The 17,086-nt window shown below is 36.7% G+C and carries 27 protein-coding genes; 24 read left to right on the forward strand and 3 right to left on the reverse strand.

The genetic code is table 11. The features are described 5' to 3' along the window. Positions 1 to 21 precede the first annotated feature (21 nt). Positions 22 to 882, reverse strand: coding sequence for a viperin family antiviral radical SAM protein (locus FE813_RS09635; RefSeq protein ID WP_139990355.1), 861 nt, complete (start codon positions 880 to 882; stop codon positions 22 to 24). Continuing rightward, positions 863 to 1,102, reverse strand: coding sequence for a hypothetical protein (locus tag FE813_RS09640; RefSeq protein WP_118861557.1), 240 nt, complete (start codon positions 1,100 to 1,102; stop codon positions 863 to 865). Before FE813_RS09640 ends, FE813_RS09635 begins: the two co-directional genes overlap by 20 nt. 234 nt (positions 1,103 to 1,336) lie before the next feature. Here FE813_RS09640 and FE813_RS09645 point away from each other — a divergent pair, with 234 nt between their 5' ends. The 18 genes from FE813_RS09645 (at position 1,337) to rplQ (ending at position 10,421) form a co-directional block, all read left to right on the forward strand. Further along, on the forward strand, positions 1,337 to 1,702 hold the full coding sequence (locus FE813_RS09645) for a hypothetical protein (protein ID WP_139990356.1): 366 nt from the start codon (positions 1,337 to 1,339) through the stop codon (positions 1,700 to 1,702). Positions 1,703 to 1,892: 190 nt separating this feature from the next. Then, positions 1,893 to 2,264: a 50S ribosomal protein L14 gene (gene rplN / locus FE813_RS09650; protein ID WP_005548786.1), complete on the forward strand. Its 372-nt coding sequence runs from the start codon at positions 1,893 to 1,895 to the stop codon at positions 2,262 to 2,264. Positions 2,265 to 2,274: 10 nt separating this feature from the next. Continuing rightward, positions 2,275 to 2,586, forward strand: a complete 312-nt coding sequence (gene rplX, locus FE813_RS09655) for a 50S ribosomal protein L24 (protein WP_139990357.1) — start codon at positions 2,275 to 2,277, stop codon at positions 2,584 to 2,586. A gap of 17 nt (positions 2,587 to 2,603) precedes the next feature. Further along, complete coding sequence (gene rplE / locus FE813_RS09660; protein WP_139990358.1) at positions 2,604 to 3,143, forward strand: 50S ribosomal protein L5; 540 nt, start codon at positions 2,604 to 2,606, stop codon at positions 3,141 to 3,143. 11 nt (positions 3,144 to 3,154) lie between these two features. Further along, on the forward strand, positions 3,155 to 3,460 hold the full coding sequence (gene rpsN, locus FE813_RS09665; protein WP_005625879.1) for a 30S ribosomal protein S14: 306 nt from the start codon (positions 3,155 to 3,157) through the stop codon (positions 3,458 to 3,460). Positions 3,461 to 3,496: 36 nt separating this feature from the next. Further along, positions 3,497 to 3,889: a 30S ribosomal protein S8 gene (rpsH, locus tag FE813_RS09670; protein WP_005625877.1), complete on the forward strand. Its 393-nt coding sequence runs from the start codon at positions 3,497 to 3,499 to the stop codon at positions 3,887 to 3,889. Between the two features lie 15 nt (positions 3,890 to 3,904). Continuing rightward, entirely contained in the window at positions 3,905 to 4,438 is a 534-nt protein-coding gene (rplF, locus tag FE813_RS09675; RefSeq protein WP_005625876.1) for a 50S ribosomal protein L6, read from the forward strand. A 13-nt stretch (positions 4,439 to 4,451) separates the two neighbouring features. Then, positions 4,452 to 4,805: a 50S ribosomal protein L18 gene (gene rplR, locus FE813_RS09680; RefSeq protein ID WP_005625873.1), complete on the forward strand. Its 354-nt coding sequence runs from the start codon at positions 4,452 to 4,454 to the stop codon at positions 4,803 to 4,805. A gap of 14 nt (positions 4,806 to 4,819) precedes the next feature. Then, positions 4,820 to 5,320 carry a 30S ribosomal protein S5 gene (gene rpsE / locus FE813_RS09685; RefSeq protein ID WP_139990359.1) on the forward strand — a complete coding sequence of 167 codons (501 nt, stop codon included), beginning with the start codon at positions 4,820 to 4,822 and terminating at the stop codon, positions 5,318 to 5,320. A 6-nt stretch (positions 5,321 to 5,326) separates the two neighbouring features. Further along, positions 5,327 to 5,506, forward strand: coding sequence for a 50S ribosomal protein L30 (gene rpmD / locus FE813_RS09690; RefSeq protein ID WP_005543631.1), 180 nt, complete (start codon positions 5,327 to 5,329; stop codon positions 5,504 to 5,506). A gap of 3 nt (positions 5,507 to 5,509) precedes the next feature. Continuing rightward, complete coding sequence (gene rplO / locus FE813_RS09695; protein ID WP_005625870.1) at positions 5,510 to 5,944, forward strand: 50S ribosomal protein L15; 435 nt, start codon at positions 5,510 to 5,512, stop codon at positions 5,942 to 5,944. Between the two features lie 7 nt (positions 5,945 to 5,951). Next, positions 5,952 to 7,277, forward strand: coding sequence for a preprotein translocase subunit SecY (gene secY / locus FE813_RS09700; RefSeq protein WP_005625869.1), 1,326 nt, complete (start codon positions 5,952 to 5,954; stop codon positions 7,275 to 7,277). A gap of 28 nt (positions 7,278 to 7,305) precedes the next feature. Continuing rightward, complete coding sequence (gene rpmJ, locus FE813_RS09705; RefSeq protein WP_005625868.1) at positions 7,306 to 7,419, forward strand: 50S ribosomal protein L36; 114 nt, start codon at positions 7,306 to 7,308, stop codon at positions 7,417 to 7,419. Between the two features lie 141 nt (positions 7,420 to 7,560). Then, positions 7,561 to 7,917 (forward strand): 30S ribosomal protein S13, encoded by a 357-nt coding sequence (gene rpsM, locus FE813_RS09710; protein ID WP_005625867.1) that lies wholly within the window; start codon positions 7,561 to 7,563, stop codon positions 7,915 to 7,917. Positions 7,918 to 7,933: 16 nt separating this feature from the next. Then, positions 7,934 to 8,323, forward strand: coding sequence for a 30S ribosomal protein S11 (rpsK, locus tag FE813_RS09715; protein WP_005543603.1), 390 nt, complete (start codon positions 7,934 to 7,936; stop codon positions 8,321 to 8,323). Positions 8,324 to 8,352: 29 nt separating this feature from the next. Then, on the forward strand, positions 8,353 to 8,973 hold the full coding sequence (gene rpsD / locus FE813_RS09720) for a 30S ribosomal protein S4 (RefSeq protein WP_005625866.1): 621 nt from the start codon (positions 8,353 to 8,355) through the stop codon (positions 8,971 to 8,973). A gap of 31 nt (positions 8,974 to 9,004) precedes the next feature. After that, positions 9,005 to 9,994 carry a DNA-directed RNA polymerase subunit alpha gene (locus FE813_RS09725; protein WP_139990360.1) on the forward strand — a complete coding sequence of 330 codons (990 nt, stop codon included), beginning with the start codon at positions 9,005 to 9,007 and terminating at the stop codon, positions 9,992 to 9,994. A 40-nt stretch (positions 9,995 to 10,034) separates the two neighbouring features. Further along, entirely contained in the window at positions 10,035 to 10,421 is a 387-nt protein-coding gene (rplQ, locus tag FE813_RS09730; RefSeq protein WP_065264904.1) for a 50S ribosomal protein L17, read from the forward strand. 135 nt (positions 10,422 to 10,556) lie between these two features. Here rplQ and lpxH read toward each other — a convergent pair whose 3' ends face one another. Beyond that, entirely contained in the window at positions 10,557 to 11,267 is a 711-nt protein-coding gene (lpxH, locus tag FE813_RS09735) for a UDP-2,3-diacylglucosamine diphosphatase (protein ID WP_139990361.1), read from the reverse strand. 119 nt (positions 11,268 to 11,386) lie between these two features. Between lpxH and FE813_RS09740 the strand changes: the two genes are divergently transcribed. From FE813_RS09740 to hemG, 6 genes are all read left to right on the forward strand, one after another. Continuing rightward, on the forward strand, positions 11,387 to 12,109 hold the full coding sequence (locus FE813_RS09740) for a 1-acylglycerol-3-phosphate O-acyltransferase (RefSeq protein ID WP_139990362.1): 723 nt from the start codon (positions 11,387 to 11,389) through the stop codon (positions 12,107 to 12,109). A gap of 1 nt (position 12,110) precedes the next feature. Then, positions 12,111 to 13,520, forward strand: a complete 1,410-nt coding sequence (locus FE813_RS09745; RefSeq protein ID WP_139990363.1) for a multicopper oxidase domain-containing protein — start codon at positions 12,111 to 12,113, stop codon at positions 13,518 to 13,520. Between the two features lie 70 nt (positions 13,521 to 13,590). Then, positions 13,591 to 14,064, forward strand: a complete 474-nt coding sequence (locus FE813_RS09750) for a PM0630 family protein (protein WP_235898367.1) — start codon at positions 13,591 to 13,593, stop codon at positions 14,062 to 14,064. 111 nt (positions 14,065 to 14,175) lie between these two features. Continuing rightward, a complete protein-coding gene (locus FE813_RS09755; protein ID WP_139990367.1) occupies positions 14,176 to 14,787 on the forward strand; it encodes a YigZ family protein in 612 nt (203 codons plus the stop codon). 10 nt (positions 14,788 to 14,797) lie between these two features. Next, positions 14,798 to 16,261, forward strand: coding sequence for a TrkH family potassium uptake protein (locus FE813_RS09760; protein ID WP_139990364.1), 1,464 nt, complete (start codon positions 14,798 to 14,800; stop codon positions 16,259 to 16,261). Beyond that, positions 16,261 to 16,776, forward strand: coding sequence for a menaquinone-dependent protoporphyrinogen IX dehydrogenase (hemG, locus tag FE813_RS09765; RefSeq protein WP_139990365.1), 516 nt, complete (start codon positions 16,261 to 16,263; stop codon positions 16,774 to 16,776). Before FE813_RS09760 ends, hemG begins: the two co-directional genes overlap by 1 nt. The last annotated feature ends 310 nt before the right edge of the window (positions 16,777 to 17,086 follow it).

Consider the following 17,086-nt stretch of genomic DNA (forward strand, 5'->3'; position numbering starts at 1 on the left):
TTTTTCAGAGAGCAAATTGTATTAGTGGTAACGATGTAAAAATTTTACTATTTCAAATGGAATTTGTTGAAATGCTTTTTCAATACCAACAGATAAAATGGGTTCACTATATTGATAACCTGTTTGCTGTTCGATGTTTTGAAAAAAACGCCCTGAAGGATCAACCATCAAATAGGAATGAGTCATTTCTTCGTTATTCTCTGCGCTAATGATATTTTCAAATTCGCGATGATTTTCAAGAAAATAGTGAAATTGCTGATCATTAATTGAAAGAGCATCATTTATAATTGGTAAAACTTTAAATATTTTCCATTTTGTTGGTTTTACCTGTGAAATGAATTCCGATAATGATTCTGAGTAGTTATGTTTATTTACGACAGTATTAATTTTAATTTGAATAGTTGGGTTAATGCTGCGAATTATTTCAATATTCCGCAATAATAACTGATAATCCATAGCTTTATTATTAGTTTGGCGACCAATAAGTAGGTTTGTATTATCTTTAATTGAATCAATACTAAAGCCGATCATTTTAAATTGATTGGCAATAATTTGATTTAATTCTGGAGTTAATTTGCTACCATTTGTAATAGCGGATAAAATCATATTATGCTTTTTAGCTTGCATAATAATGTTCTTTATTGCACTACGATATAAGAAAGTTTCACCGCCAACAAGATTTAATCGAATTTGTTCAAAGTGGCTTTGATATTTGTGATTAATTAAGGTTAAAAGCGTTTGAAATTGTTCAATTAGTTGAGAAACATCATTATCAGAACGCAAGAGTTCTTTTTTACATGGTTTTTGCCATTTGGCAAAACAGTATTGGCATTTAAAATTGCAGGCTTCCGTAATATGCCAATTAATAACTAGCTCGTTCATTTTTTGCTCCATTATAATATTTTTTAAACCCAAATTTTTTCACATGCTTTTTAATATTTAAAAAAGCACGCTTGTCGCTAGGAGATGAAGCAACAAAAATATGTTGCAAGCCATCTGGAGAGATGAGTAAACTATGCTTACTTCTACGTGTGAATAGCCAACCAATTTTTACAAGTTGAGTCACAAATTGATTAATATGTTTATCTGATGAATATTTCATATCAATTTCCTCTAATCTTAGCGCTTGGTGGTTCATTTTCACGATGAGAGCCTGATGTTCTTTGTGTATTACAAAGAGAAAATGTTTCCCGATACAGTTGTTTTCGAATTTTCATAACGAAATCCTTTTATTGATGAACATAATTTAATGTCCTAAAGCAATTGCTTTAGTGGAAACTAGTATAAGCAGCGAGATGGGGACAAATCGGGACAATTTGATAAAAATGAGGAAATTATGGAGAGCGTTCAATCATTATTACTCAAAAAAGAACTTAAGATTCTATTACGAAACGTGGGCTGGGATGTAAGAAGACTTGCTAAAGAATTATGTGATGATTATGCTAGAGCGGGAGGGTGTGATGTTGATGAAGAAAAAGAATATGAAAAAATAAAAAAACAGCTTTCTCGTTCGTCAACTAAGCCTGAGGTTTGGCACAGGTATATAAAGTTTATAACAGAACATAGATGCAATAAGCAAAAATATCAATATATACCAATAAATGAAAATGGTTTATCTGAATTTGATGAGTTAGCTAATTGGATTAGAGATTTTACGTTGCAAACTGATTATAGTGTCGAACGTCGTAAACAGCATTTTTAGTTAAAGAGCGGTTAAAAAAAACAACGTTTTTGGACCGCTCTTTTTTTGTGTGATTACAATTAATCTTAGTGGTAAACTGAAAATTCAGTTGCTTTTAAGTGGTGAATTTGCTAGACTCAACAGCCTGTTTACCTTAGGGTAACAGGTTCGTCCCGAAAGGGTGTTTTTTTAATCTTAACGGAGCACTAATATGATCCAAGAACAGACTATGCTGGATGTTGCTGATAATTCAGGCGCTCGCAGCGTAATGTGTATCAAGGTTCTAGGTGGATCGCACCGTCGTTATGCTGCGATTGGTGACATCATCAAAATTACTGTAAAAGAAGCAATTCCACGCGGTAAAGTAAAAAAAGGTGATGTATTAAAAGCAGTTGTTGTGCGCACCAAGAAGGGTGTTCGTCGCCCAGATGGCTCAGTTATTCGTTTCGATGGTAACGCTTGTGTAATTTTAAATAATAACACTGAGCAACCAATCGGTACTCGTATTTTTGGACCAGTGACTCGTGAACTTCGTTCTGAGAAATTCATGAAGATCATTTCTTTAGCTCCAGAAGTACTGTAAGGGGAATGTAATGGCTGCTAAAATCCGTCAAAATGATGAAGTAATTGTTCTTGCTGGTAAAGATAAGGGCAAACGTGGCAAGGTAACTAAAGTGTTACCAAACGGTAAAGTGTTTGTTGAAGGTATCAACATTATTACTAAACATGAAAAACCAGTTCCTGCATTAGGAAAAGCTGGTGGTTTAGTGAAAAAAGAAGCTGCAATTGACGCTTCAAATGTTGCGATTTTCAATCCTAAAACAAATAAAGCTGACCGTGTAGGTTTTAGATTCGAAGACGGCAAAAAAGTACGTTTCTTCAAATCTAACAATGAAATTATCTAACAAACTGGAGTAATGCGATGGCGAAACTGCATGATTACTACAGAGATCAAGTAGTAAGCGAATTAAAAAATAAATTCGGCTACAAATCTGTCATGCAAGTCCCACGAATCGAAAAGATTACCCTGAATATGGGTGTGGGTGAAGCATTGACCGACAAAAAATTGCTAGACAACGCAGTAGCGGACTTAGCAGCAATCAGCGGTCAAAAACCTTTAGTAACTAAAGCTCGTAAATCTGTTGCTGGCTTTAAAATCCGTCAGGGATATCCAATCGGTTGTAAAGTAACACTACGCGGTGAGCGTATGTGGGAGTTCTTTGAACGTTTAATTACAATTGCTGTTCCACGTATTCGTGACTTCCGCGGTTTAAGCGCGAAATCATTCGATGGTCGTGGTAACTATAGCATGGGTGTGCGTGAACAAATCATCTTCCCTGAAATCGATTACGATAAAGTAGATCATGTACGTGGTTTAGATATCACTATCACAACTACTGCTAAGAATGATGAAGAAGGTCAAGCGCTACTTGCTGCCTTTAATTTTCCATTCCGTAAATAAGGCAGGTTATAATGGCTAAACAATCAATGAAAGCACGCGATGTAAAACGCGTTAAATTGGCTGAAAAATTCTACGCAAAACGTGTTGAATTAAAGAAAATCATTTCTGATGTCAATGCCTCTGATGAAGATCGTTGGGATGCAGTGTTAAAGTTACAAACTTTACCACGTGATTCTAGCCCATCTCGTCAACGTAACCGTTGCCGCCAAACTGGACGTCCTCATGGCGTTTTACGTAAGTTTGGTTTAAGCCGAATTAAGGTTCGTGAAGCTGCAATGCGCGGTGAAATCCCAGGCCTTAAAAAAGCGAGCTGGTAATATACCACTTTATTTTGGAATCGGAGAAAAAGTACAATGAGTATGCAAGATCCAATCGCAGATATGCTGACCCGTATTCGTAACGGTCAAGCTGCGAACAAAGTTGCAATCAATATGCCTTCTTCCAAGCTAAAAGTGGCAATTGCCAACGTATTAGCTGCTGAAGGTTATATCGAAAGCGTAAAAGTTTTAGAAGGTGCTAAACCTGAATTGGAAATTACTTTAAAATATTTCCAAGGCAAACCAGTTGTAGAAAGCATCCAACGTGTAAGTCGTCCTGGTCTTCGTATTTACAAACGTAAAGATGAATTACCAAAAGTTATGGGCGGTTTAGGTGTTGCAGTTATCTCTACATCTAAAGGTGTTATGACTGACCGCGCTGCTCGTCAAGCAGGTTTAGGCGGTGAGATCATCTGTTATGTAGCTTAATAGAGAGGTAGGAAAATGTCTCGTGTTGCAAAGGCACCTGTTAATATTCCTGCCGGCGTTGAAGTTAAACTCGACGGTCAGCTATTAACAGTAAAAGGTAAAAATGGCGAGTTATCTCGCAAAATTCATGAATCAGTTGAAGTAAAACAAGATAACGGACAATTTACGTTCACTCCACGTGAAGGTTTTGTTGAAGCAAATGCTCAATCGGGTACTGCACGTGCATTAGTTAATGCAATGGTTATCGGTGTTACTGAAGGTTTCACTAAAAAATTAGTATTGGTGGGTGTAGGTTACAGAGCTCAACTTAAAGGTAACGCAATTGCATTAAGTTTAGGCTATTCTCACCCAGTAGAGCACACTTTGCCGGCAGGTATTACTGCAGAATGTCCATCTCAAACCGAAATCGTATTGAAAGGTGCAGACAAACAGTTGATCGGTCAAGTTGCAGCAGATATTCGTGCTTATCGCCGTCCTGAACCTTATAAAGGTAAAGGGGTACGTTACGCTGATGAAGTGGTACGTATCAAAGAGGCTAAGAAGAAATAATTAAGGTAACACTATGGATAAGAAATCAGCTCGTATCCGTCGTGCAGCTCGTGCTCGTCATATGATGAGAGAGCAAGGTGTAACTCGTTTAGTTATTCACCGCACTCCACGTCATATTTATGCACAAGTTATTGCACCAAACGGTTCAGAAGTGCTTGCCGCTGCTTCAACTGTTGAGAAAGCAATTCGTGAGCAAGTAAAATACACCGGTAATAAAGATGCTGCTGCTGCAGTAGGTAAAGCTGTTGCAGAACGCGCATTAGCAAAAGGCGTTCAAGCTGTTGCTTTTGATCGTTCCGGTTTTAAATATCATGGTCGTGTCCAAACTTTAGCGGACGCTGCACGTGAAGCTGGTCTACAGTTCTAATGAGGTAAATTGAGATGTCAAACATCGAAAAACAAGCTGGTGAACTGCAAGAGAAGCTAATCGCAGTAAACCGTGTATCAAAAACTGTAAAAGGTGGTCGTATTATGAGTTTCACTGCATTAACTGTGGTGGGCGATGGTAATGGCCGAGTAGGTTTTGGTTATGGTAAAGCACGCGAAGTTCCAGCAGCGATCCAAAAAGCAATGGAAAAAGCACGTCGTAATATGATTAACGTTGCTTTGAATGAGGGTACATTACAGCATCCAGTTAAGGGTGTTCATACTGGTTCACGTGTATTTATGCAACCAGCAAGCGAAGGTACAGGTATCATCGCGGGTGGTGCAATGCGTGCAGTATTGGAAGTTGCAGGTGTACGTAACGTTCTTTCTAAAGCGTATGGTTCTACCAACCCAATTAACGTTGTTCGTGCAACTATTGATGCATTAGCAAACATGAAATCACCAGAAATGGTTGCTGTAAAACGCGGTAAAACTGTTGATGAAATCTTGGGGTAATGAATAATGGCTAAAACTATTAAAGTAACACAAGTTCGTAGCTCAATTGCTCGTTTACCGAAGCATAAAGCTACCTTGCGTGGTCTTGGTCTTCGCCATATGCACCACACTGTTGAGTTAATTGATACGCCAGCAGTACGTGGTATGATTAACCAAGTTTCATACATGGTTAAAGTGGAGGAGTAAGAGATGCGTTTAAATACTCTATCTCCGGCTGAAGGTGCAAAGCATAGCGCTAAACGCCTTGGTCGTGGTATTGGTTCAGGTTTAGGCAAGACTGGTGGCCGTGGTCATAAAGGTCAAAAATCTCGTACTGGTGGCGGTGTTCGTCGCGGTTTCGAAGGTGGTCAAATGCCGTTATACCGTCGTTTACCAAAATTTGGTTTTACTTCAATGAAAGCTGCAGTAACTGCAGAAGTTCGTTTGAATGAGTTAACCAAAGTTGAAGGTAATGTAGTAACCTTAGAAACATTAAAAGCAGCAAATATCTTAACTAAAGATATCCAATTCGCTAAAGTAGTTTTAGCGGGTGAAGTGAAATCTGCAGTAACAGTTCGTGGTTTGCGTGTAACTAAGGGTGCAAAAGCAGCAATTGAAGCTGCTGGCGGTTCAGTTGAGGAATAATTAGCAAATGGCTAAACAACCAGGTTATCAAGCAAGAAGTACTAATAGCGGTAAAGGTGAATTAAAAAGCCGATTACTTTTCGTTTTAGGTGCGCTTATCGTTTACCGAATTGGTTCTTTCATTCCGGTTCCTGGTATTGATGCGGCTGTGCTAGCTCAATTAGTTGAACAACAAAAAGGCACCATCATTGACATGTTTAACATGTTCTCTGGTGGTGCATTAAGCCGTGCATCTATCTTAGCATTAGGTATTATGCCGTATATCTCGGCATCTATTGTAATTCAGTTGCTTGCAACGGTTTCTCCTGCTTTAGCAGAATTAAAGAAAGAAGGTGCTGCTGGTCAACGTAAAATTTCTAAGTATACTCGGTATGCGACAGTTGTTTTTGCAACCATTCAGGCAGTAGCTATTTCAACAGGTTTACCAAATATGTTACCTGGTTTAGTACCAAATGTTGGATTTGGTTTTTACTTCACTTCAGTTGTTAGCTTAGTAACTGGAACTATGTTCCTCATGTGGTTAGGTGAACAAATTACTGAAAGAGGTATTGGTAACGGTATTTCAATTCTTGTTTTTGGCGGTATCGTAGCTGGTTTACCATCAGCTATACTTCAAACTATTGAGCAGGCTCGTCAAGGACAGATGCATCCATTAGTGCTTCTTCTGATCGCAGCTATTGTATTTGCAGTAACTTATTTCGTTGTTTTTGTTGAAAGAGGACAACGTAGAATTCGCGTTGAATATGCAAAGCGTCAACAAGGTCGTCAAATTTTAGGTGGTCATTCAACACATCTACCATTGAAAGTAAATATGGCAAACGTAATGCCGGCAATTTTTGCCTCAAGTATTATTTTATTTCCAGCTACCTTAACTCAATGGTTTGGACAAAATGATAAGTTTGAGTGGTTAAATAACTTATCTATGTTGTTGAATCCTGGTCAGCCTCTTTATTTACTTGTTTATGCTGTAGCAATTATTTTCTTTAGCTTCTTTTACACTGCAATGCAGTATAATCCGCGAGATACAGCAGATAATCTAAAAAAATCTGGTGCATTTATTCCAGGAATTAGGCCAGGGGAACAAACCTCTCGTTATATTGATAAAGTTATGACTCGTCTTACACTGATTGGCGGTCTTTATGTAACGTTTGTGTGTTTAGTTCCTTATATTATGACATCGGCTTGGGATGTTAAATTTTACTTCGGTGGAACATCTCTTTTAATTGTAGTCGTTGTAATTATGGATTTCATCGTGCAGGTTCAGAGTCACTTAATGTCGTCTCAATATGAATCTGCGTTGAAAAAAGCAAACCTTAAAGGTTTTGGACAATAATTGTTCATTTAGTAGAAAAGGATAAGCAATGAAAGTTCGTGCTTCCGTAAAGAAAATGTGTCGTAACTGTAAAATTGTTAAACGTGAAGGTGTTGTACGTGTATTGTGCAGCGATCCTAAACATAAACAACGTCAAGGTTAATTCATATTTTTTCTTGCAAAGAACCAGTTGAGCAGTTATACTGCTCAACTCATTTATGTCCTTGGTATTCTGTTTGAGTATCCTGAAAACGGGCTTTTCAAGATCAGAATACCAAATTAGTTAAAATAATAGGAGTGCATAGTGGCCCGTATTGCAGGCATTAACATTCCTGATCACAAACACGCTGTAATCGCTTTAACTGCAATTTACGGTATTGGTAAGACTCGTTCGAAAGCTATTTGTGCTGCAGCGGGTATTGCTGAAGATGTTAAGATCAGAGAATTGTCTGAAGAGCAGATTGACAAACTGCGTGACGAAGTTGGTAAATTTACCGTTGAAGGTGATTTACGTCGTGAAGTAACACTAAACATCAAACGTCTTTTAGACTTAGGTTGTTATCGTGGTTTACGTCACCGTCGTAGTTTACCGGTACGTGGTCAACGTACTAAAACTAATGCGCGTACCCGTAAGGGTCCACGTAAGCCGATCAAAAAATAGTCGGGGTAAATAAAGAATGGCTAAAACACCAGTTCGCGCACGTAAACGTGTAAAAAAACAAGTCGTAGATGGCGTAGCACATATTCACGCATCTTTCAATAATACAATCGTTACTATTACTGACCGTCAAGGTAACGCTCTAGCATGGGCGACTGCAGGTGGTTCAGGTTTCCGTGGTTCTCGTAAATCTACCCCGTTCGCTGCGCAAGTTGCTGCTGAACGTTGTGCTGAAATTGTTAAAGAATTCGGCTTAAAGAACTTGGAAGTTATGGTTAAAGGTCCGGGTCCAGGTCGTGAATCTACAATTCGCGCGTTAAACGCAGCGGGTTTTCGTATCACGAATATTACTGATGTGACTCCGATTCCTCATAACGGTTGTCGTCCACCGAAAAAACGTCGCGTTTAAGACGTATATAGGATAGTTGGAGAAAGAAAATGGCAAGATATTTGGGTCCAAAACTCAAGCTCAGCCGTCGTGAAGGTACTGATTTATTTCTTAAATCAGGCGTGCGTGCGATTGATTCAAAATGTAAAATTGATACAGCACCTGGTCAACATGGTGCTCGTAAACCGCGTTTGTCTGACTATGGTAGTCAATTACGTGAAAAACAAAAAGTTCGTCGTATCTATGGTATTTTAGAACGTCAATTCCGTAACTACTATAAAGAAGCAAACCGTTTAAAAGGTAACACTGGTGAAAATTTATTAGTGTTATTAGAAGGTAGATTGGATAACGTTGTTTATCGCATGGGATTTGCTGCAACTCGTGCAGAAGCTCGCCAATTAGTGAGCCATAAAGCGATTGTTGTAAATGGTCGTGTTGTTAACATTCCATCTTTCCAAGTTTCTGTAAATGATGTTGTTGCTGTTCGTGAGAAATCTAAAAAACAAGCACGTATTAAAGCATCATTAGAATTAGCAGAACAAAGAGAAAAACCAACATGGTTAGAAGTTGATTCTGCAAAAATGGAAGGTGTGTTCAAACGTGTTCCTGAACGTTCTGATTTATCAGCAGATATTAACGAACATCTGATCGTTGAGCTTTACTCTAAATAATAGTTAAGCTTAAAAGCAAAGAGAGGATAAAATGCAGGGTTCTGTTACAGAATTTTTAAAACCACGTTTAGTAGATATTGAACAAATTAGTTCAACTCATGCTAAAGTGATCTTAGAGCCGTTAGAGCGTGGTTTTGGCCATACTCTAGGTAATGCATTACGTCGTATCCTTCTGTCTTCAATGCCAGGTTATGCTGTAACTGAAGTGGAAATTGATGGCGTATTGCACGAATATAGTAGTAAGGAAGGTATTCAAGAAGATATTCTTGAAGTTCTTTTAAACCTTAAAGGTCTAGCGGTTAAAGTACAGAATAAAGATGATGTTATTCTGACACTAAATAAATCTGGAATTGGCCCTGTTGTTGCAGCGGATATCATCCATGATGGTGATGTTGAAATTGTGAATCCGAATCATGTAATCTGTCACTTAACTGACGAAAATGCATCAATCAGTATGCGTATTCGAGTTCAGCGTGGTAGAGGATATGTTCCAGCTTCAGCTCGTACTCATAATCAAGCGGAGGAGCGTCCAATTGGTCGCTTACTTGTTGATGCTTGTTACAGCCCAGTTGATCGCATTGCATATAATGTTGAAGCAGCTCGTGTTGAACAGCGTACTGACCTAGATAAACTTGTTATTGAGTTAGAAACTAATGGTACGCTTGAGCCTGAAGAAGCAATTCGTCGTGCTGCAACAATCTTAGCAGAGCAACTCGATGCATTCGTTGATTTGCGTGATGTTCGTCAACCTGAAATTAAGGAAGAAAAACCGGAATTTGATCCGATTTTATTACGTCCTGTAGATGATTTAGAGTTGACAGTTCGTTCTGCTAACTGTTTGAAAGCAGAAACAATTCATTATATCGGTGATTTAGTACAACGTACAGAAGTTGAATTATTAAAAACACCTAATCTTGGTAAGAAATCTCTTACTGAAATTAAGGATGTGCTCGCTTCACGTGGCTTGTCACTAGGTATGCGCCTTGAAAATTGGCCACCAGCAAGTATTGCTGAAGACTAGTTTGGTCATAGGTTAAGATTTTTCTGAGAAGGATAAGATCATGCGCCATCGTAAGAGTGGTCGTCAACTAAACCGTAATAGCAGCCATCGCCAAGCGATGTTTCGTAACTTAGCAAGTGCTTTAGTTAGTCATGAAATCATTAAGACTACTTTGCCTAAAGCTAAAGAATTACGCCGTGTAGTTGAACCGTTAATTACATTAGCAAAAGTAGATAGCGTTGCAAACCGTCGTTTAGCATTCGCTCGTACTCGCAACGTTGAAACTGTTGCAAAATTATTCAATGAATTAGGTCCACGTTTTGCTCAACGTGCAGGTGGCTACACTCGCATCTTGAAATGTGGTTTCCGTGCAGGTGATAATGCTCCAATGGCATATATTGAGCTAGTTGATCGCCCAGAAGTTGTTGATACAGCATCTGCGGAATAGTAGTTGATATTTTAAGAAAAACCCACTTTATAGTGGGTTTTTTTATATATTTAGAGAATTAATGATATAAAGTAGAAGAGCTTAGTTTCTAATATGTTTTTATGGATTTTTAGAAAATTATTTAATAGTCCATGATTATTTCTTAAAATGAATGAGAGAATCTTCTCTTAACTCTAAGATAGATGCATGTTCCTTGCGCCAGTCTCCCAGAACAATTCTAGTCATTCCCTCTTCTTTATGAATATTTTCTCTATGGGTATGTCCGTGAATTAGCAAATCCACATTAAACTCCTGCATTTTTTGTATAGTGAATGTTTTATTTACATCCATGATTTTTACTGATTTTTTTTGTTTATCTTGATTACTTTTAGAGCGGATCTTTTCAGCAATTTTTATTCTAAGTTTTAATGGTAAACATAGAAATATTCGTTGTAGCCACTTATTATTAACTTTGTTGCGAAATTTCTGATAGGCAGTATCATCAATACAAAGGCTATCACCATGACATAATAAGATATTTTTTCCGTAAAGATTGATGAGCTTGTATTCTGGTAATAATTCAACCTCCGTTTCCCTTGAAAAACGCTCTCCAATAAGAAAATCGCGATTTCCATGTTGGAAATAACATTGCACTCCTTTATCATGCAAGGATTTTAGTAAGTTCTTTATTTTTATAATTAGTGGAGACTGTTCATCATCACCAACCCAGAAATCGAATAAATCACCTAATATATAAACTCGTTCAGTTTCTGGCTCGATGTTTTGTATGAAGTTTATAAAAAGTGCGGTCAATTCAGGTTTTTTTTCACTTAGATGCAAATCAGAAATAAAATAAGAATGTTTCATAAATATTCCATTAATCTCTTCTAGATAGACGTAAACTATAACTTAATTTGTTATAATTTGAAAAATATTTTAGTTTATTAACTATAGATGTGAATTAAAAAATTAAATAGGATCAAGATATGTTAAAGTTACTTAGAATTTTTATTGTTACAGTTTGTTGTATTCTGATTTGTGTATTGGGTACAGTTTATTCATTTATTAGGTTTAAAAATCCGAGTAATGTAGGGATTATGGCTCGTTGGTTTGGGCGCTTACATCCTTTGTTTGGTTTGAAAGTAGAATATCGTTTTCCAAATTCTATCAATAAATTAAGTCCAGCTATTTATATTGGCAATCATCAAAATAATTATGATATGGTGACGATATCTTATATGGTTCGTCCGCGAACTGTGAGTGTTGGTAAGAAAAGTTTAATTTGGGTTCCTTTTTTTGGGATCCTATATTGGATTACAGGTAATATATTTTTAGATCGTGAGAATCGGACTAAAGCTCATAGTACTATGGCGCAACTTGCTCACCGAATTAATGAAGACAATTTGTCTATTTGGATGTTTCCAGAGGGTACTCGTAGTCGAGGCCGTGGGTTATTGCCTTTTAAGACAGGGGCGTTTCATGCAGCAATTTCTGCGGGGGTACCAATTATTCCAGTTGTTTGTTCAACAACACACAACAAAATTAATTTAAATCGTTGGAATAATGGAATCGTGATTTGTGAAATGTTAGATCCCATTGATGTTTCTGGTTACAGTAAAGATAATGTGCGTGATCTTGCTACTTATTGTCATGATTTGATGGAGAAACGCATTGCTGAACTAGATATGGAAATTGCGAAAAGGAATTAAAATGCAAACTTTCTCTCGTCGTCAATTATTAAAAAATACTACTATTTCAGCTGCACTTTTTAGTTTACCAATGCCATTGTGGGCTGCTGTACGTGATAAATTAATTGTTCCACCTTTGATAGAAGTTCGTCGAGGACGTCCAATAGTGCTTACTATGCAGGAAGTTAATTATGAATTAGATGGAAAACATAATGTAACAGCATGGGGATTCAATGGCAATTATTTGGGGCCAACGATAAAGATCAAATCAACTAATTTTGCCAAACTAAATTACCATAATAATTTGCCACAATCGATAGCTTTATCCATTCAAGGGTTACAGGCTTCAGGGGAGCTCTTTGGAGGTGCTGCTAGGGTATTAAAAGAAGGCGAGACCTGGGCTCCAATAGTACCGATTGAGCAAGCTGCGGCAACGTGTTGGTACCGTTCTTCTATATTAGCGAATTCGGCTTATCAAACATACCGAGGGCTTATAGGAATGTGGTTAGTTGAAGATGAGCAAAGTATTCAGGCGAATATTCCTCATAAATATGGTATAGATGATATTCCTTTGATTTTACAGGATATGTCATTTAATAGTAATGGTCTTCAACTTTTTAAGCAAAATCAACCAAATTTTGTTGGAAATCGTTTATTAGTTAACGGTGTAGAAGCACCCTATTTAAATGTTGTTCGTGGTTGGGTTCGTTTACGATTATTAAATGCATCTTTAGCGCGAGCTTATGATTTACGTCTAGATAATGAGCAGAATATGCTATTGATTGCTAAGGATCTGGGTTTTTTACCTAAGGCAAAAAGTATTCAGTCTGTGATTCTTGCTCCAGGAGAACGAGTTGAAGTACTTATTAATATGAGTGAGGTTGATTCTGTTTCATTGATTGATGGTAAAAAACGAGGTGTGTTAGATAAGATAAAAAATATTTTTAGCAGTGGTGATGATTTACTGGATAATACAGTTATTGAGTTACGAGCAGAAGGTGAAGCTACAGTTTTTAGTAAGACATTAAATCTTACTTTTGATACAGATGCACCAGAAATGTTAGCTCAACCTATAGCGCAAATTCGTGAGTTCAATATTGATGTGACGAATGGGCTAATTAATCAAAGACGTTTTGACCCTAGAAGAATTGATGTAGTGGTTCGAAAAGGTACTGTAGAGCGTTGGATTTTAAATGCTAATTTACCTGTGGGGTTTACTATTCAGGGGGCAAAATTTGTCGTAGAAAGTCAGGATGATCATATTTATCAAGCGGATGAGTTAGCCTGGAAAGATACTGTTTGGGTAAAAGGAAAAACACATATATTAGTTCGGTTTGATCAGGTTTCTTCAAATAATTACCCATTTTTATTTGGTGTATCGAATTTAATGTTAGCTGATATGGGATGTATTGGTGTTATGGTTGTTCAGTAAGTGAAATGAAAGTGCGGTAGATTTTTGTGCGATTTTTTGTATAATCAGTACCTCTATTAAGAGGGATATAATGATGAAAAAAGCTTTAATTATTGCTGCATTATCAGCAAGTCTAAGTGCTCAGGTGGCTCTTTCTGAAACACCAAATGCTCAAGAACAACAATCTCGTCTTTATTTAGGTGTTTATGATGTATCACGTAAACTGCCAGTTTTATTGAATAAATTAGAAATTTCACGTTCTTCTAAAAAACAGCAATTATGCTGGCAAATAAATGGCTCATTTGGAAAGAAAGTTCAAGCCACAGAGATTTTTACATCTCCAGCTAAAGCAAATTTTTATATTTCATCAGATATAGGAATGGTAACTTCATCTGAAGATAAAAAAACACATACAATAACGAGTCAGCGCGATTCCTTAAACGATGGGAAATTAGTAATAAATTGTTGGAGTTTTGATCAAAAAGATCCTCGAGGTAAATATACTATCTTTATTAAGTTAGGAGAGATGGAATATGGTCCTTTAACATTTACGGTTGTGAAATAATTAGATGATAACCCAGGTTTTACTGGGTTTTTTATTACTGTGAATATATTGTATTTGATAAATTACTTGTTTTATTGACGGCTGATGTAATCAAAAATGAACAAAAATAATATGTCTGCGTATCTTGTTCCTAAAAGTGAGGTTATTTTTGAAGAGGAAATTAAGAAAAGCCGTTTTATCACTTATTTACAGAAGACTACAGGGATCGCTGAAGCTAAAGCTTTTTTGGAAGAGATTAAACGAGAGCATAGAGCAGCGCGCCATCATTGTTGGGCTGCGGTAATGGGAAATCCAGTAGATTCTTTACAATTTGCTTTTTCTGATGATGGCGAGCCATCAGGTACGGCGGGTAAACCAATGCTTAGTGTTCTTCAAGGTAGTAATATTGGTGAAATTAGCGCTATAGTGGTACGTTATTATGGTGGAATTTTGTTAGGTACAGGAGGATTAGTTAGAGCCTATAGTAATGGAGTACAGCAAGCATTGAAATTATTAGAAACAGAAATAAGAGTAGAACGTTCCCTTTTTGGTTTAGATTGTCATTATAGTCAATTGAGTCTAGTACAGTTACTTTGTGATAAGTATGAAGTAGAAATATTAGCTCAAAATTTTCAGTCCCAAGTATTTTTAACATTGGGTATTAGTAAACAAACGGTTGAATCTTTTGTTAGAGAATTGAGAGATAAATCAATGGGAAAACTAGTGATTAAATCAATTGAATAGGCGAATAACTGTGCATATTTTATCTATAATACGAATTATTGGTATCCTGATTATCTGTTTTTCCGGAACGATGCTTATTCCGGCATTCATTGCATTGATTTATGGTGATGGAGGCGGAAAAGCTTTCATACAGGCATTTACTTTTAGCTTGACTGTTGGAGTACTGCTCTGGTGGCCTTGCCATCACTACAAACAAGAATTGCGTTCTCGTGATGGTTTTTTAATTGTTGTCGCATTTTGGTTTGTTCTAGGTGGTTTAGCGACGTTACCATTTTTATTATTTGATGCACTAAATTTAACAGTTGCTTCAGCAGCATTTGAAGCCTTTTCTGGATTAACGACAACTGGTGCAACAGTAATGAGAGGATTGGATAACCTTCCAAAAGCGATGTTATTTTATCGTCAATTTTTGCAATGGCTTGGTGGAATGGGAATTATTGTACTCGCAATAGCTATCATTCCATTATTAGGTGTGGGGGGGATGCAACTTTATAGAGCTGAAATGTCGGGGCCAATGAAAGAACAAAAAATTAGACCAAGGATTACTGAAACAGCAAAAGTTCTTTGGGTGATTTATATTTCTTTAACTGTTTTTTGTGCATTAGCATATTGGTTGGCTGGGATGGGAGTTTTTGATGCTATAACTCATAGCTTTTCTACTGTTTCAATCGGTGGCTTTTCAACTCATGATGCGAGTATCGGCTATTTCAATAGTCCATTAGTTAATTTGATCACCGTATTATTTTTACTGATTTCCGCCTGTAATTTTGGATTACACTTTCGTGCGTTTTCGACCATTGGCCATGAGAATTTTTTTAAGATTTATCTACGTGACCCTGAATTTCGTTTTTTTATAAGTATCCAGACTATACTAGTAATAATATGTACATTAGTAATGTGGAGTCATAATTATTTTACTTCATCCTGGAAAGATTTTGAGCAAGTATTGTTCCAGACGGTATCTATTTCAACAACAACGGGCTATACAACTTCTGATTTCACTGTTTGGCCTTCTTTTGTACCTGTTCTTTTAATATTGGCTTCATTTATGGGCGGTTGTGCTGGATCTGTCGGTGGTGGTTTACGTGTTGCGCGTATACTTGTACTGTATTTACAAGGGAAACGAGAACTTAAACGTGTTGTTCACCCTAATTTAGTTTACCCCATCAAGTGGGGAAGAAATGTGTTAGATGAAAGAGTGATTAGTAGTATTTGGGCATTCTTTTCAGCTTATCTTCTAGTGTTTATTATCTGTTTACTTGGTGTCGTTGCTTGTGGTGTTGAGCCTTTTAATGCCTTTAATGCCGTATTGGCAACCCTAAATAATTTAGGACCAGCACTAGGGGAAGTAAATAGTAATATGGTGAGTATACCCGATAGTGCTAAGTGGATTTTAATTATCGCAATGGTATGTGGGCGACTTGAAATTTTTACTCTTCTTGCTTTATTTACACCTACTTTTTGGAAAAACTAATGAAAACGTTAATATTATATTCAAGCCATGATGGACAGACGAAAAAAATTGCTGACTTTTTATCTAGATATATTGATGGAGAGGTTTATGTAGATGCATTAATGGAAAATTATACGATTGAGTCTTTTGATCTTGTAATAGTTGGTGCATCTATACGATATGGGCACTTTAATAAAGCGCTTTATCGCTTTGTTGAAAGCAATCGTTATCAACTTGAACAAAAAAGTGCGGTTTTTTTTGGGGTTAATTTAACTGCTCGTAAAGAGGGCAAAGATAATCCAGAAAGTAATACTTATGTACGTAAATTTTTACAACGTACAGAATGGAAACCTAAATTAGCCGCAGTATTTGCAGGTGCACTCTTTTATCCACGATACAGATGGATTGATCGTGTTATGATTCAGATTATTATGAAAATTACTGGTGGCGAGACAGATCCTAAAAAAGAGATCGAATATACAAATTGGGATAAAGTGAAGAAATTCGCTAATCAAATTAATGAGATGGGCGTTTAGCTTTGGAGAAAAATTTATATAAATTGATTGAGGTTTAATCAAAAGATCATTTTTTTAAATATTTTTACAAAAAAGTACTTGCAAGGGATTTGAAAATCCCTATAATGCACCGCACACAACGACGCACTGTTGTGAAGAATTTAAGTTTCCACGTGCGTCGTTGTTTTTTGCTCTTTAACAATGTATCAGACAATCTGTGTGGGCACTTGTTGATTGACTTGTTTTAAAATATTTTTAATTTTGAAGTCTTAATAGGTGCTTAACTGAAAATTCATAATTACTTTTTTAAGTAGTGTTTTATTTATAGCTA

It is taken from the genome of Haemophilus seminalis (assembly GCF_006384255.1).
GTDB lineage: Bacteria > Pseudomonadota > Gammaproteobacteria > Enterobacterales > Pasteurellaceae > Haemophilus > Haemophilus seminalis.